This is a genomic window from Leclercia sp. AS011 (genome assembly GCF_037152535.1).
Taxonomy (GTDB): Bacteria; Pseudomonadota; Gammaproteobacteria; order Enterobacterales; family Enterobacteriaceae; genus Enterobacter.
The window spans coordinates 181,885-196,187 of the sequence record NZ_JBBCMA010000006.1 but is presented as its reverse complement, the minus strand read 5'-3'; the positions used below and the strand labels follow the sequence as shown (position 1 = coordinate 196,187).

General features: G+C 57.1%; 11 protein-coding genes. 7 read left to right on the top strand and 4 right to left on the bottom strand.

Translation table 11 applies throughout. From position 1 onward, the window contains the following. Positions 1-125 precede the first annotated feature (125 nt). The gene (gene pgi / locus WFO70_RS19680) at positions 126-1,775 is read left to right on the top strand and encodes a glucose-6-phosphate isomerase (RefSeq protein WP_337018596.1); all 1,650 of its coding nucleotides are present in this window, start codon (positions 126-128) and stop codon (positions 1,773-1,775) included. Positions 1,776-1,950: 175 nt separating this feature from the next. Beyond that, on the top strand, positions 1,951-2,361 hold the full coding sequence (psiE, locus tag WFO70_RS19675; RefSeq protein WP_103825384.1) for a phosphate-starvation-inducible protein PsiE: 411 nt from the start codon (positions 1,951-1,953) through the stop codon (positions 2,359-2,361). Positions 2,362-2,453: 92 nt separating this feature from the next. Here the strand turns inward: psiE and malG are convergent, their stop codons facing one another. From malG to malE, 3 genes are all read right to left on the bottom strand, one after another. Continuing rightward, on the bottom strand, positions 2,454-3,344 hold the full coding sequence (gene malG, locus WFO70_RS19670; RefSeq protein ID WP_337018594.1) for a maltose ABC transporter permease MalG: 891 nt from the start codon (positions 3,342-3,344) through the stop codon (positions 2,454-2,456). Positions 3,345-3,358: 14 nt separating this feature from the next. After that, complete coding sequence (malF, locus tag WFO70_RS19665; protein WP_337018592.1) at positions 3,359-4,903, bottom strand: maltose ABC transporter permease MalF; 1,545 nt, start codon at positions 4,901-4,903, stop codon at positions 3,359-3,361. Positions 4,904-5,020: 117 nt separating this feature from the next. Beyond that, positions 5,021-6,211, bottom strand: coding sequence for a maltose/maltodextrin ABC transporter substrate-binding protein MalE (gene malE, locus WFO70_RS19660; protein ID WP_337018590.1), 1,191 nt, complete (start codon positions 6,209-6,211; stop codon positions 5,021-5,023). Between the two features lie 369 nt (positions 6,212-6,580). Between malE and malK the strand changes: the two genes are divergently transcribed. The 5 genes from malK (at position 6,581) to ubiA (ending at position 11,706) form a co-directional block, all read left to right on the top strand. Next, a complete protein-coding gene (gene malK / locus WFO70_RS19655; protein ID WP_337018588.1) occupies positions 6,581-7,690 on the top strand; it encodes a maltose/maltodextrin ABC transporter ATP-binding protein MalK in 1,110 nt (369 codons plus the stop codon). Positions 7,691-7,761: 71 nt separating this feature from the next. Continuing rightward, positions 7,762-9,069, top strand: a complete 1,308-nt coding sequence (locus WFO70_RS19650; RefSeq protein WP_337018632.1) for a maltoporin — start codon at positions 7,762-7,764, stop codon at positions 9,067-9,069. Positions 9,070-9,182: 113 nt separating this feature from the next. Then, positions 9,183-10,145 carry a maltose operon protein MalM gene (gene malM / locus WFO70_RS19645; protein WP_337018585.1) on the top strand — a complete coding sequence of 321 codons (963 nt, stop codon included), beginning with the start codon at positions 9,183-9,185 and terminating at the stop codon, positions 10,143-10,145. Positions 10,146-10,326: 181 nt separating this feature from the next. Continuing rightward, complete coding sequence (gene ubiC / locus WFO70_RS19640) at positions 10,327-10,824, top strand: chorismate lyase (RefSeq protein WP_337018583.1); 498 nt, start codon at positions 10,327-10,329, stop codon at positions 10,822-10,824. 12 nt (positions 10,825-10,836) lie between these two features. Beyond that, positions 10,837-11,706, top strand: a complete 870-nt coding sequence (ubiA, locus tag WFO70_RS19635) for a 4-hydroxybenzoate octaprenyltransferase (protein WP_337018581.1) — start codon at positions 10,837-10,839, stop codon at positions 11,704-11,706. Between the two features lie 92 nt (positions 11,707-11,798). Here the strand turns inward: ubiA and plsB are convergent, their stop codons facing one another. Beyond that, positions 11,799-14,219 (bottom strand): glycerol-3-phosphate 1-O-acyltransferase PlsB, encoded by a 2,421-nt coding sequence (gene plsB / locus WFO70_RS19630; protein WP_337018579.1) that lies wholly within the window; start codon positions 14,217-14,219, stop codon positions 11,799-11,801. Between the last annotated feature and the right edge of the window lie 84 nt (positions 14,220-14,303).

Below are 14,303 nucleotides of genomic sequence, written 5' to 3'. Positions count from 1 at the left end.
ACTTTTGGAGCTTTTGCGCCGCACTTGATACAGGCCAGGCCAATGGCATAAAAACCATCACAATTTTTAGCGACAGAGGCTACAATCGACCGAGGTCACAATTCTCAATTCAGAAGAGTATTGCTATGAAAAATATCAATCCAACGCAGACTTCAGCCTGGCAGGCATTACAGAAACATTTTGATGAAATAAAAGACGTCACCATCGCGGAGCTGTTCGCGAAAGATGGCGATCGTTTCAGCAAGTTCTCCGCGACCTTCGACGATCAGATGCTGGTGGATTTTTCCAAAAACCGCATTACTGAAGAGACGCTGGCAAAACTGCAGGATCTGGCGAAAGAGACCGATCTGAGCGGTGCCATCAAGTCCATGTTCTCCGGTGAGAAGATCAACCGCACCGAAGACCGCGCGGTGCTGCACGTGGCCCTGCGTAACCGTAGCAATACCCCGATTATCGTTGACGGCAAAGATGTGATGCCGGAAGTGAACGCCGTGCTGGAAAAGATGAAATCCTTCTCTGAAGCGATCATCTCAGGTCAATGGAAAGGCTATACCGGTAAAGCGATCACCGACGTGGTGAACATCGGTATCGGCGGCTCCGACCTCGGCCCGTTCATGGTGACCGAAGCGCTGCGCCCGTACAAAAACCACCTCAACATGCACTTTGTCTCTAACGTCGATGGTACCCACATCGCGGAAGTGCTGAAAAACGTGAATCCGGAAACCACCCTGTTCCTGGTGGCGTCTAAAACCTTCACCACCCAGGAAACCATGACCAACGCCCACAGCGCGCGCGACTGGTTCCTGAAAACGGCCGGTGACCAGCAGCACGTGGCGAAACACTTCGCGGCGCTCTCCACCAACGCCAAAGCGGTTGGCGAGTTCGGCATCGACACCGCCAACATGTTTGAATTCTGGGACTGGGTGGGCGGTCGTTACTCCCTGTGGTCAGCAATTGGTCTGTCGATCATCCTCTCCGTGGGCTACGACAACTTTGTTGAGCTGCTCTCCGGCGCGCACGCGATGGATAAACACTTCTCCACCACCGCACCAGAGAAAAACCTGCCGGTACTGCTGGCGCTGATCGGCATCTGGTACAACAACTTCTTCGGCGCTGAAACCGAAGCGATCCTGCCGTATGACCAGTACATGCACCGCTTTGCGGCCTACTTCCAGCAGGGCAACATGGAATCCAACGGCAAGTACGTTGACCGTAACGGCAACGCTGTGGATTACCAGACTGGCCCAATCATCTGGGGCGAGCCAGGCACCAACGGCCAGCACGCGTTCTACCAGCTGATCCACCAGGGCACCAAAATGGTTCCTTGTGATTTCATCGCGCCGGCCATCACCCACAACCCGCTGTCTGACCACCATCCGAAGCTGCTGTCGAACTTCTTCGCGCAGACTGAAGCGCTGGCGTTCGGTAAAGGGCGTGATGTGGTTGAGCAGGAGTATCGCGATCAGGGTAAAGATCCGGCCACGCTGGACCACGTGGTGCCGTTCAAAGTGTTCGAAGGCAACCGCCCGACCAACTCCATCCTGCTGCGTGAGATCACCCCGTTCAGCCTGGGCGCGCTGATTGCCCTGTATGAGCACAAAATCTTCACCCAGGGCGCAATCCTGAACATCTTCACCTTCGACCAGTGGGGCGTTGAGCTGGGCAAACAGCTGGCAAACCGCATTCTGCCAGAGCTGGGTGATAACCAGGATATCAACAGCCACGACAGCTCCACCAACGGTCTGATTAACCGTTACAAAGCATGGCGTGCATAATTTTGCCGTTGTGAAAAATGCCGGGCGGCACTGTGTTTGCCCGGCCTACGTGACCTGTAGGCCCGGTAAGCGCAGCGCCACCGAGCGTTTTTGCACAAAATATAAACAAAAAATATAGATCCCCGTCACATTTTTGCGTTATACAGGAACCTCGCCCCGGAGAATGAGGTGCTGTATGACATCCCTGACTCGCCCGCGCGTTGAGTTTATCTCAACCATTCTGCAGACCGTGCTGAACCTGGGTCTGCTGAGCCTTGGCCTGATCCTGGTCGTCTTCCTCGGTAAAGAGACGGTGCATCTGGCTGATGTGCTTTTTGCCCCTGAGCAAACCAGCAAATACGAGCTGGTTGAAGGGCTGGTGGTTTACTTTCTCTACTTCGAATTTATCGCCCTGATCGTCAAGTACTTTCAGTCTGGCTTCCACTTCCCGCTGCGTTACTTTGTCTACATTGGTATCACCGCGATTGTGCGACTGATTATCGTCGATCATAAATCGCCCCTCGACGTGCTGCTTTACTCAGCGGCGATCCTGCTGCTGGTGGTCACACTCTGGCTGTGCAACTCGAAACGACTGAAACGGGAATAAAAAAAGGCGGCCCGAGGGCCGCCGAATACAGTCACAAGTTGGATTAAGACATCAAGGCAAAGTTGAGGGTTGCAGTGGCATAACAATGAAACTTAACCTTTCACGCCCCCCGCGGTCAGGCCGTTCACCAGCCAGCGCTGGGCCAGCAGGAACACGACGGTGATCGGGATAGCGGAGAGGACAGCGGCTGCGGCAAAGTCGCCCCACAGGTAGTTTTGTGGGTTGAGGTATTGCTGCATCCCTACCGCCAGGGTGTAGCTGTTCACATCACGCAGCAGCAGTGATGCGACCGGCACTTCGGTGATGGCGGCGATAAACGACAGAATAAAGACCACCGCCAGAATCGGCACCGAGAGCGGCAGCAGCACCAGGCGGAACGCCTGCCACGGGGTTGCGCCATCCAGCGAGGCCGCTTCTTCCAGCGAGTTGTCGATGGTTTCGAAATAGCCTTTGATGGTCCAGACGTGCAGCGCGATCCCGCCGAGGTAGGCGAAAATCACCCCACCGTGGGTGTTCAGGCCGATGAACGGCACATACTGACCGAGGCGATCGAACAACGCATACAGGGCTACCAGCGACAGTACCGCCGGGAACATCTGGAAAATCAGCATTCCTTTCAGCAGCGTGGCTTTCCCTTTAAAGCGCATACGGGCAAAGGCGTAGGCGCAGGTGGTGGAGAGGGTCACGATACCGATCGCGGTGATGGTCGCTACTTTAATCGAGTTCCACAGCCACAGCAGGACCGGGAACGGCGGCGGCGTGACGCGGCCATCGGCGTGCTCCACGCTGAAGCCCAGCGCCAGCTTCCAGTGCTCCCAGGAGATGTGATCCGGGATCAGGCTGCCGGTGGCGAAGTTACCCGAACGCAGGGAGATGGCGATAACCATCAGCAGCGGGAACATGATCGCCGCGATAAAAATCAGCAGGCCTAAGTGCGTGGCGAAGAGGCGCAGCTTCTGAGATTTGGGTTGGACCATAGACATGTTCTGTGCCCTCCTTAGTCGAATTTCATGCGTGTGGCTTTCAGGTTCACAATCGCCAGCGCGCCTACCAGCAGGAAGATCAGGGTGGCAATCGCTGCCGCCAGACCGAAGTCCTGACCGCCGCCGCCTTCGAAGGCGATACGGTAGGTGTAGCTCACGAGCAGGTCGGTATAACCGGCTGGCGTGGTGGTGCCGAGACGGTCCGGGCCACCGTTGGTCAACAGCTGAATCAGCACGAAGTTGTTAAAGTTAAAGGCGAAGCTGGCGATCATCAGCGGCGTCAGCGGCTTGATCAGCAGCGGCAGCGTAATCTTAAAGAAGTTCTGGAACGGGGTCGCACCGTCCATCGCCGAGGCTTCGTACAGGTCGTCCGGGATCGCCTTCAGCAGCCCCATGCACAGGATCATCATGTACGGATAGCCGAGCCAGGTGTTGACGATCACGATCATGGTCCGGGCAGTGGTCGGGTCGCTGAACCAGGCCGGTTTGATGCCAAACAGCCCGCTCAGCATCATGTTGATTTCACCAAAGCTCTGGTTGAACAGACCCTTGAAAATCAGAATCGAAATGAACGACGGCACGGCGTACGGCAGGATCAACAGGACGCGGTAAATCGCCTTCCCTTTTAACGCTTCCCACTGGACCAGGCAGGCCAGCACCATGCCGACGGCCACGGTCAGGATCACGGTCAGTACCGAGAAGACCACGGTCCAGACGAAGATGGCGAAGAACGGTTTCTGAATGCCTTCGTCAGTGAATACGCGAGTAAAGTTGTCCCAGCCGATGGTGACGGTATAGCCCGGGCTGAGCTTATCGTCGCCCCAGTTGCCGTCAGCATTCACGGACTGGTAGAAGCCAATCTCATTGTTCGGACGGTACTTCACGCCGGTCTGGTTGTTGGTGAGCGTGCTGTCATCGCCCAGCGTGTAGAGCGGGCGAGTGCCGGAGAACTGGCGCAGGGAGCTCATCACCACTTTGCTTTCGTCCGGCAGCTCGGCGGTGATCTGGGTAAGCGCCTGGCGGTTCTGGGTGATGACACGCAGGTTAGCGCGTTCCCCTTCCGGCAGAGCGTCGGCCTCTTTCAGGGCCAGCTTCTGCTCGCCGCCAAATTTAAAGGCATCGGAGACGTAGTATTTGCCTGCGGCATCGTCGGTCAGCGCCAGCTTCCATTCGTCCCCGGCCGGGTAAAGGCCAAAGTTGAAGGTCTTACCGGCCTGATAAGAACGGTCCATCAGCACCTGCTGGGCGCGCTCTTGCGCGAGCTGGTTGGTGCTGCTGTAGTTGGTGAAGGCAATGGCGATGGTACAAATCAGGGGGAACAGGACAAACAGCCCCATCCCGGCCACGCCCGGATAAACATAGCGCCAGGCGTAGGCTTTACGATTGGCGAAAATATAGAGGCCGACCGCGCTTAAGATCAGCGTCATGGCGGCAAACAGGTACTCCCCCTGGGCGTACATCAAAACAATAAGGTAACCCACCAGCAAGCCCAGCAGACCAATCACTGACCATTTCAGCGCGTCGCTTTGCCACCAATGTTTCTTTTTAACGACATCCATGGGGATCTTCCTCTACAACTGTGAAAACTTATTGTCAGGTGGCGCTCCGCTTACCTGACCTACGGTCCGAGCCGTAGTAGTAGGGCGGGTAAGCGAAGCGCCACCCGCCGCTGTTACTTACTTGGTAATACGACCCTGAGCATCTTTCAGCGCGGCATCCACAGTCTGACGACCGCTGGCGGCGTTGATCACCGCAGTACGGGTGGCATACCAGAAGGCAGCCATCTGCGGGATGTTCGGCATGATTTCGCCTTTCTCGGCGTTGCTCATGGTGGCGGCGATGCGTGGATCTTTCGCCAGTGTCTCCTGGAAGGATTTCAGCGCTACTGCACCCAGCGGTTTATCCTTGTTCACTTCTTCCAGACCCTGATCGGTCAGCAGGTAGTTTTCCAGGAACTCTTTCGCCAGCTCTTTGTTCGGGCTGGCGGCGTTGATACCGGCACTCAGCACGCCAACGAACGGTTTAGACGGTTTGCCGTTGAAGGTTGGCAGCACCGCAACGCCGTAGTTGATCTTGCTCTTGTCGATGTTGGACCACGCCCACGGACCGTTGATGGTCATCGCGGTTTCGCCCTTGTTGAAGGCGGCTTCGGCGATGGAGTAATCGGTGTCTGCGTTCATGTGTTTGTTCTTGATCAGGTCAACCAGGAAGGTCAGACCCGCTTTCGCGCCTGCGTTGTCCACGCCGGCGTCTTTCACGTCATATTTGCCGTCAGCATACTTGAACGCGTAACCGCCATCGGCAGCAATCAGCGGCCAGGTGAAGTACGGCTCTTGCAGGTTGAACATCAGCGCGCTCTTACCTTTCGCCTTCAGCTCTTTATCCAGCGCCGGGATCTCTTCCCAGGTTTTCGGCGGGTTAGGTACGAGGTCTTTGTTGTAGATCAGGGAGAGCGATTCAACCGCGACCGGGTAAGCGATCAGCTTGCCGTTGTAACGCACGGCATCCCAGGTGAACGGGAACAGCTTGTCCTGGAAGGCTTTATCCGGAGAGACTTCCGCCAGCAGGCCAGACTGCGCGTAGCCGCCGAAACGGTCATGCGCCCAGAAGATGATGTCCGGGCCGTCGCCGGTCGCCGCAACCTGCGGGAACTTCTCTTCCAGTTTGTCCGGGTGTTCAACGGTGACTTTGATGCCGGTATCTTTCTCGAATTTTTTACCCACTTCGGCCAGGCCGTTGTAGCCTTTGTCGCCGTTAATCCAGATTACCAGCTTACCTTCTTCAATTTTGGCGAGCGCCGGAGCGGAGATCATCATTGCTGCAAGGGCGGACAATGCGAAAACGCGTGCGCCAGTCTTGATATTCATATCTGCCATCCTTTTTGGTGATGTGCTGTGGATACATGAGGTGGTTCAACGTCGCTCAGTCTCCTTATTTGACATCCTCTTTCCATCCTCCCGCCCCCTACGCCCCACCCCCGTTTTATGTGATCTGCGTTGCATAAAATTGAGTTATGTGTCCCAGCGCACATAAAAGTACGGTGAATTTTGCCAGTGACATCACGAATTTAGCCTCAGCCCCCCAGCCGCGCTGGCTGACTCCTCTCTCTCATCCTCCCGCCTCCTCCCCCATAAAAAAGGCAGGGGGTGGAGGATTCGCGACGCCGCGCGATACCGCATAGTCAGCCCATATTGAATGTTTCTGTCGATGACAGGTTGTAACGAAGGGAGTAGGGCATGGCGAGCGTAGAACTGCGTAACGTAACGAAAGCCTGGGGTGACGTGGTGGTATCGAAAGATATCAACCTTGATATCCAGGAAGGCGAATTCGTGGTTTTTGTGGGCCCGTCAGGCTGCGGTAAATCCACGCTGCTGCGCATGATTGCCGGTCTGGAAACTATCACCAGCGGCGATTTAATGATTGGCGAGACCCGGATGAACGATATCCCCCCTGCGGAGCGCGGCGTCGGGATGGTATTCCAGTCCTATGCCCTCTATCCGCATCTCTCCGTTGCCGAGAATATGTCGTTCGGCCTGAAGCTGGCCGGTGCCAAAAAAGAGACCATAAACCAGCGCGTGACCCAGGTCGCCGAAGTGCTCCAGCTGGCGCACCTGCTGGATCGTAAGCCGAAGGCGCTCTCCGGTGGACAGCGTCAGCGTGTGGCGATTGGCCGTACCCTGGTGGCAGAACCGCGCGTGTTCCTGCTCGATGAGCCGCTGTCGAACCTCGACGCCGCGCTGCGCGTGCAGATGCGTATTGAAATCTCCCGCCTGCACAAGCGTCTGGGCCGCACCATGATTTACGTCACCCACGATCAGGTCGAAGCGATGACCCTGGCCGACAAGATTGTGGTGCTGGATGCCGGACGCGTAGCCCAGGTGGGCAAACCGCTGGAACTCTATCACTACCCGGCAGACCGCTTTGTTGCGGGCTTTATTGGCTCGCCAAAGATGAACTTCCTGCCGGTCAAAGTCACCGCCACCGCCATTGAACAGGTTCAGGTTGAGCTGCCGAACCGCCAGCAGGTGTGGTTACCGGTAGACAGTGCAAACGTCAACGTGGGGGCAAACATGTCCCTCGGGATCCGCCCTGAGCATCTGCTGCCGAGCCACATCGCTGATGTGACGCTGGAAGGCGAGGTTCAGGTGGTTGAGCAACTTGGTCACGAAACACAGATTCATATCCAGATCCCCGCCATTCGTCAGAACCTGGTGTACCGCCAGAATGACGTGGTGTTGGTAAAAGAGGGTGCCACATTCGCTATCGGCTTGCCGCCAGAGCGCTGCCATCTCTTCCGGGAAGATGGCACTGCATGTCGTCGGCTGCACCAGGAGCCCGGCGTTTAAGCAATCCCAATAATAAGCACGAAACCATCAGGTGAAGTGTTCAAAGAAAAGCAATGATCTCAGGAGATAGAATAATGATTACTCTGCGCAAAGTCCCTCTGGCGGTCGCCATTGCGGCAGGCATCCTGTCTGCCCAGGCCGGCGCTGTCGACTTTAAAGGTTATGCTCGTTCCGGCATTGGCTGGACCGGGAGTGGTGGCGAACAGCAGTGTTTCCAGGCAACAGGTGCACAAAGTAAATACCGTCTTGGTAACGAATGTGAAACCTATGCCGAGCTGAAACTGGGCCAGGAAGTGTGGAAAGAAGGCGACAAGAGCTTCTACTTCGACACCAACGTAGCCTACTCCGTTTCACAGCAGAACGACTGGGAATCAACCAGCCCGGCCTTCCGTGAAGCAAACGTGCAGGGTAAAAACCTGATTGAATGGTTGCCAGGCTCCACTATCTGGGCCGGTAAGCGCTTCTATCAGCGTCATGACGTCCACATGATCGACTTCTACTACTGGGATATTTCAGGTCCTGGTGCAGGTATCGAAAACATCGATCTGGGCTTCGGTAAACTCTCTCTGGCAGCGACCCGCTCTTCTGAGTCCGGCGGTTCTGCGACCTTCGCCGATCGTGATGCTAACGGCGACCGTATTTATGACAACGTGGTGCCAAACGACGTCTTCGACGTTCGTTTAGCCGGTATGGAAATCAACCCAGGCGGTACCCTGGAGCTGGGCGTTGACTACGGTCACACCAACATTCCTGACGACTTCTACCTGCAGCCTGGCGCCTCTAAAGATGGCTGGTTGTTCACCGCTGAACACACCCAGAGCATGCTGAAAGGCTTTAACAAGTTCGTTCTGCAGTACGGCACGGACTCCATGACCTCTAACGGCAAAGGTATTCCACAGGGCGGCAGCGTTGATAACGACGGTTCCCTGATCCGCGTTCTCGACCACGGTGCTATCACCCTGGCTGACCAGTGGGACCTGATGTACGTCGGTATGTACCAGAACATCGACCGCGACAACAACAACGGTACCGAGTGGTGGACCGTGGGTATTCGTCCGATGTACAAATGGACACCAATCATGTCCACCCTGCTTGAAGTGGGCTACGACAACGTTAAGTCTCAGAAAACTGACGACAAAAACAGCCAGTACAAAATCACCCTGGCACAACAGTGGCAGGCAGGCGACAGCATCTGGTCCCGTCCGGCTATCCGTGTCTTCGCAACCTACGCCAAGTGGGATGAAAAATGGGGTTACGCAAACAACGGTGATACCGGCTACACCTCTGGCGTAGCGTACAGCGACACCTCCGCGAAAACCTTCAGCCGTGGGGACAACGATGAGTGGACCTTCGGTGCCCAGATGGAAATCTGGTGGTAATACGTAACACCTGATGTACTGACCTAAAAGAGGGGCGCAAGCCCCTCTCTTCATAGAGTCCTGCGCGCTATTGCCTGGCCACCGCAGTACTTGTGCTATCTGAGGTAATAACAATGAAAATGAAGAAAAGTCTCGTCGCGCTGTGCCTCTCAGCAGGGTTGCTGGCAAGTATGCCTGCCATCACTCTCGCTGACGTTAACTTTGTTCCGCAAAACACCAGCGCCGCACCTGCTGTCCCGGCAGCCGCGCTGCAACAGCTGGTCTGGACGCCTGTCGACCAGTCTAAAGCCCAGACCACCCAGCTTTCTACCGGCGGTCAGTCCTTGAATGTGCCGGGGATCGCCGGCCCGGTAGCCGCCTACAGCGTGCCGGCCAATATCGGTGAAATCACCCTGACGCTGACCAGTATTGTGAACAAACAAACCAGCGTATTTGCGCCGAACGTGTTGATTCTGGATCAGAACCTGACGCCATCAGCCTACTTCCCGAGCGAATACTTCACCTACCAAGAGCCGGGCGTGATGAGCGCTGACCGTCTGGAAGGGGTGATGCGCCTGACTCCTGCGCTGGGCCAGCAAAAACTCTATGTGCTGGTGTTTACTACCGATAAAGATCTGCAGCAAACCACCAAACTGATCAATCCGGCAAAAGCCTATGCCAAAGGTACCGGCAATGCCGTGCCGGATATCCCGGACCCGCTTGCCCGCCACGTCACCGAGGGTGAGCTGAAGCTGAAAGTCTCCACCAACAACGCCTCCAGCGTGCTGGTTGGCCCGCTGTTTGGCTCCTCCGGCACCGGCCCGGTCACCGTGGGTAATACCGCCGCACCTGCTCCGGTCTATGCCGCGCCAGTCGCCGCACCGGCTACCGCTGCTGCCCCTGTAGCTGCCCCGGTTGCCGCGAAGAAGAGCGCGCCGGTGCTTAACGACACCGAAACCTACTTCAATCAGGCCATCAAACAGGCCGTTGATAAAGGCGACGTCGACAAGGCGCTGAAACTCCTTGATGAAGCCGAGCGCTTAGGCTCGACCACTGCCCGTTCCACCTTTATCAGCAGTGTAAAAGGCAAGGGGTGACCGTCTCCCCACAGTGCTGATTTTGTCAGTAGTTTGGTGCGCCCTTACGGGCGCACTTTTTTTGCACGGTCTGCCGCTGTTGCATCTCTGTTGCGATAATGTTCGCTAGTTCACGTTTGCCCGCCCCCATTCTGCGTTTCTGCGATACAATAGCTTCACGTTATGTATCGGAGAGTCTGGCATGTCACACCCCGCGCTTTTGCTTCTGCGCGCGCTGCGTTATTTTGACGAAATCCCTGCGCTGGAACCGGAGCAGCTCGACTGGCTGCTGCTGGAAGATTCCATGACCAAACGTTTTGAGCAGCAGGGCAAAAAGGTCACCGTCACCCTCATTCAGGAGGGATTTGTCACGCCTGACGCGGTCGCGGATGAACTGCCGTTGCTGCCGAAAGAGGCGCGCTACTGGCTGCGTGAGATCCTGCTCTGTGCCGACGGCGAGCCGTGGCTGGCCGGACGCACCGTGGTACCCGAGTCCACCCTCACCGGGCCGGAGCTGGCGCTACAGCAGATGGGCACAACTCCGCTGGGGCGTTATCTGTTCACCTCCTCCGAGCTGACCCGTGATTTTATTGAAATTGGTCGCGATGCCGGGCTGTGGGGACGCCGTTCCCGCCTGCGCTTGAGTGGTAAACCCCTGATGCTGACCGAGCTGTTTTTACCGGCGTCGCCGCTGTACTAAGAGGAAGAGAAAATGGAGTGGAGTCTGACGCAGAACAAGCTGCTGGCGTACCACCGCCTGATGCGCACCGACAAGCCGATCGGGGCGTTGCTGCTGCTGTGGCCGACCCTGTGGGCGCTGTGGGTAGCCACCCCCGGGCTGCCGCCGCTGTGGATCCTGGCGGTGTTTGTGGCGGGCGTCTGGTTGATGCGCGCGGCAGGCTGCGTCGTCAACGACTATGCCGACCGTAAGTTTGATGGCCATGTGAAACGCACCGCGAATCGCCCGCTGCCGAGCGGCGATGTCACCGAGAAAGAGGCACGCACGCTGTTTATAGTGCTGGTCCTGCTGTCGTTCCTGCTGGTGCTGACCCTGAACACCATGACCATCCTGCTCTCGGTAGCCGCGCTGGCGCTGGCCTGGGTGTATCCGTTTATGAAGCGCTACACCCATCTGCCGCAGGTGGTGCTGGGGGCGGCCTTTGGCTGGTCGATCCCGATGGCGTTTGCCGCCGTCAGCGAAAGCGTACCCTTGAGCTGCTGGCTGATGTTCCTTGCCAACATCCTCTGGGCGGTGGCTTACGATACCCAGTACGCAATGGTCGACCGGGACGATGACCTGAAGATTGGTATCAAATCTACCGCCATTCTGTTTGGCCGTCAGGACAAGCTGATCATCGGGATTTTGCAGGTGGCGGTGCTGGGGCTGATGGTGGCGATTGGTTACCTGAACCAGCTGAACGGAGCCTTTTACGCGGCGGTTGCGGCGGCAGGGGTACTGTTTATCTACCAGCAGAAGCTTATCGCCAACCGCGAGCGCGACGCCTGTTTTAAAGCCTTTTTGAACAATAACTATGTCGGGCTGGTATTGTTCCTCGGCCTTGCGGTGAGTTACTGGGCATAAAAAAATGCCCGGTGGCGCTGGCGCTTACCGGGCCTACAGGTTCTGTATCGTAGGCCGGGTACGGCGGAGCCGCCACCCGGCATTTTTACGCACTATTCCCCCTGCGTCGCGCTCTCAATCGTTAAGCGCACGTCGGAGGTAATCAGGTCTGCCAGCATCTGGTACACCTTCATCGTCTCTTCCGGCTCGGCATCACCACTGTCACTGATATACCCTTCGTCGCGCAGCGTTAACACCAGCGAACTGAACACCGCTTTGTCGAAGAATTCCGGCGCGTTGATGCCGTGCAGCATCGACAGACGCTGTGCCAGGGTGCGGCTCTCTTTCTCCAGCGTACCGCGGTTGATCGACGGGTTGGCGCTCAGCAGCCAGAAAGTAATGGCGTAGCGCTGTATGGTTTCGCGTGCACCCGCCGCCAGCAACTGCAGCGTGCGGGCCCGGGATGGATTGATCAGCAGAGCGTCATCTTTGTGCGAAATCAGTCCCTGGCGGGTCAGCTCTGCAATCTGCTGATCCAGCACCTCTGCCAGCTCCTCGTTGCTCCAGCGCAGGAACAGCTCGGCTTTCAGCATCGGATAGAGGGCAGTAACATGCTCCAGCAGTGCCTGACGGGTGATCTGGCGATGCTGGGTAATGATGGCGGCCATCAGCGAAGGCAGCATCAGCATGTGCGCAATGTTGTTGCGGTAGTAGGTCATCAGTACCGCCTGCTCGCGCGGCAGAATGATGATATCGCCAATGGTGTCCTTCTCGACCTCGAACTTGTTCATCTGCAGCGCGTGCTCGATCAGCTCGCTGGCGCTGGCGGTCGGTACCGTAGAATCTGCCGCGTAGGGCACGTTGCGCATCAGATTCAGATAGCAGTTGAGCTGCTCGGTCAGCTGCTCGCGGGTGAGCGAGCGCTGGCGAGAGGCCAGCAGGGCGGTACAACACAGGTTCATGGCGTTGGCCGCCCCGGCGTTGTTAATACGCACCATCAGATCGGCAGCAATGGCGTTGACCGTCGGCGTCAGCCAGGCCGGACGCACCGCTTCGATTGGATCGATGGACTCGCGCCACTCCGGCACACGGTGATTCAGGTAAGTCATCAGCGGCATAGGTTCGCCGAAGTTGACATAGCCCTGGCCGAGATTACGCAGCTTGCTCAGACCGCGCAGCATCTGCAGCAGGCTCTCTTTCTCTTTGGTGGCACCGCGCAGCTCTTTGGCGTAGGTACCCACTTCCATCACGTGCTCGTAACCGATGTAGATCGGCACCAGGGTGATCGGACGCGTACCGCCACGCAGCATCGCCTGAATGGTCATCGACAGGGTGCCGGTCTTCGGATCGAGCAGACGCCCGGTACGGGAACGACCCCCCTCGACGAAATATTCCACCGAGTAGCCGCGGCTGAACAGCTCGCCCAGATACTCACGGAACACGGTGGAGTAGAGTTTGTTGCCCTTAAAGGTACGGCGAATAAAGAACGCACCCAGACGGCGGAAGATCGGGCCTGCCGGCCAGAAGTTGAGGTTGATACCCGCAGCGATATGCGGCGGCACCAGCCCCTGATGATAGAGCACGTACGAGAGCAGCAGGTAGTCCATGTGGCTGCGGTGGCAGGGCACGTAGACAATCTCATGGCCGTCGTGGGCAAGCTGGCGCACACGCTCGGCGTTGTGCACGTTGATCCCCTGGTAGAGACGGTTCCAGGTAAAGCTCAGGATACGGTCGCTGAGGCGGATCATCTCGTAGGAGAAGTTGGCCGCAATCTCTTCCATCAGGGCAATGGCGTTTTGCTGCGCCTTCTCGTGGGAGATTTTTTTGCTGCGCGCTTCGTCTTCGACGGCACGGGCGATGGCTTTCGAGGCCAGCAGCTTATTAAACAGATCCTGACGAGCCGGCAGGCGCGGGCCTACTGCAGCCAGACGCTGACGTGCAAAGTGCATGCGCGCCACGCGGGCCAGCTTCTGAGCGATGGTCTTATCCGTACCGTGCTCATCGGCCATGCGGCGCAGGGAGACTGACGGTGAAAAACGGACAAAGCTGTCGCGGCCCAGCCAGTTGACGGCGAAAAATTTCTGCACCCCGTTGAGCATGCGCAACGGCGGATTCTCCTCGCCTTTATCGCGCCCGGGACGACGGCCAAACATCACCGACACCGGCACCATCTGCACGTCCAGCAGCGGGTTGCTGCGGTGCAGGTCGAGGTAGTCATGGAACAGCTTGATCGACTCTTCTTTCGGGGTGTACCAGGTGAACACGCGAGGGCCACCGTGGATAAAAATGTAGCGCGGCAGCTGGGTGCCGTCGATCTCCAGCGGTTCCAGTGGATCGGGAAGATCGTGCGCCAGGCATTGGGCGCGCAGCGTCAGCAAGTCGGCCTTCGAGTTATAAGGCAAAACGTACATAATAGGACGCGAGGTATCGAGTCCCAATTCCAGCGTCGGAACCGCCGGAATAGACTTGCTTTTTACCAGGACGCTTAATGGTAAATTAAGTAATTTGTAGTAAATTCGTGGCCAGCCAGACATAAACGATGTAAAGCCTCTGGTTAAAAATGCAATTGCGGCGCAAGGATAACAGAAAGCGCGCAAAATTTCTGTTGTTACCCGTCA

What these genes read in the sequence shown, in the direction of transcription:
- malK (WP_337018588.1), top strand. Translation starts at nt 6,581, where the DNA reads ATGGCGAGCGTAGAACTGCGTAACGTAACGAAAGCCTGGGGTGACGTG.
- malG (WP_337018594.1), bottom strand. Translation starts at nt 3,344, where the DNA reads ATGTCTATGGTCCAACCCAAATCTCAGAAGCTGCGCCTCTTCGCCACG.
- plsB (WP_337018579.1), bottom strand. Translation starts at nt 14,219, where the DNA reads ATGTCTGGCTGGCCACGAATTTACTACAAATTACTTAATTTACCATTA.
- ubiC (WP_337018583.1), top strand. Translation starts at nt 10,327, where the DNA reads ATGTCACACCCCGCGCTTTTGCTTCTGCGCGCGCTGCGTTATTTTGAC.
- malE (WP_337018590.1), bottom strand. Translation starts at nt 6,211, where the DNA reads ATGAATATCAAGACTGGCGCACGCGTTTTCGCATTGTCCGCCCTTGCA.
- pgi (WP_337018596.1), top strand. Translation starts at nt 126, where the DNA reads ATGAAAAATATCAATCCAACGCAGACTTCAGCCTGGCAGGCATTACAG.
- psiE (WP_103825384.1), top strand. Translation starts at nt 1,951, where the DNA reads ATGACATCCCTGACTCGCCCGCGCGTTGAGTTTATCTCAACCATTCTG.
- ubiA (WP_337018581.1), top strand. Translation starts at nt 10,837, where the DNA reads ATGGAGTGGAGTCTGACGCAGAACAAGCTGCTGGCGTACCACCGCCTG.
- malF (WP_337018592.1), bottom strand. Translation starts at nt 4,903, where the DNA reads ATGGATGTCGTTAAAAAGAAACATTGGTGGCAAAGCGACGCGCTGAAA.
- malM (WP_337018585.1), top strand. Translation starts at nt 9,183, where the DNA reads ATGAAAATGAAGAAAAGTCTCGTCGCGCTGTGCCTCTCAGCAGGGTTG.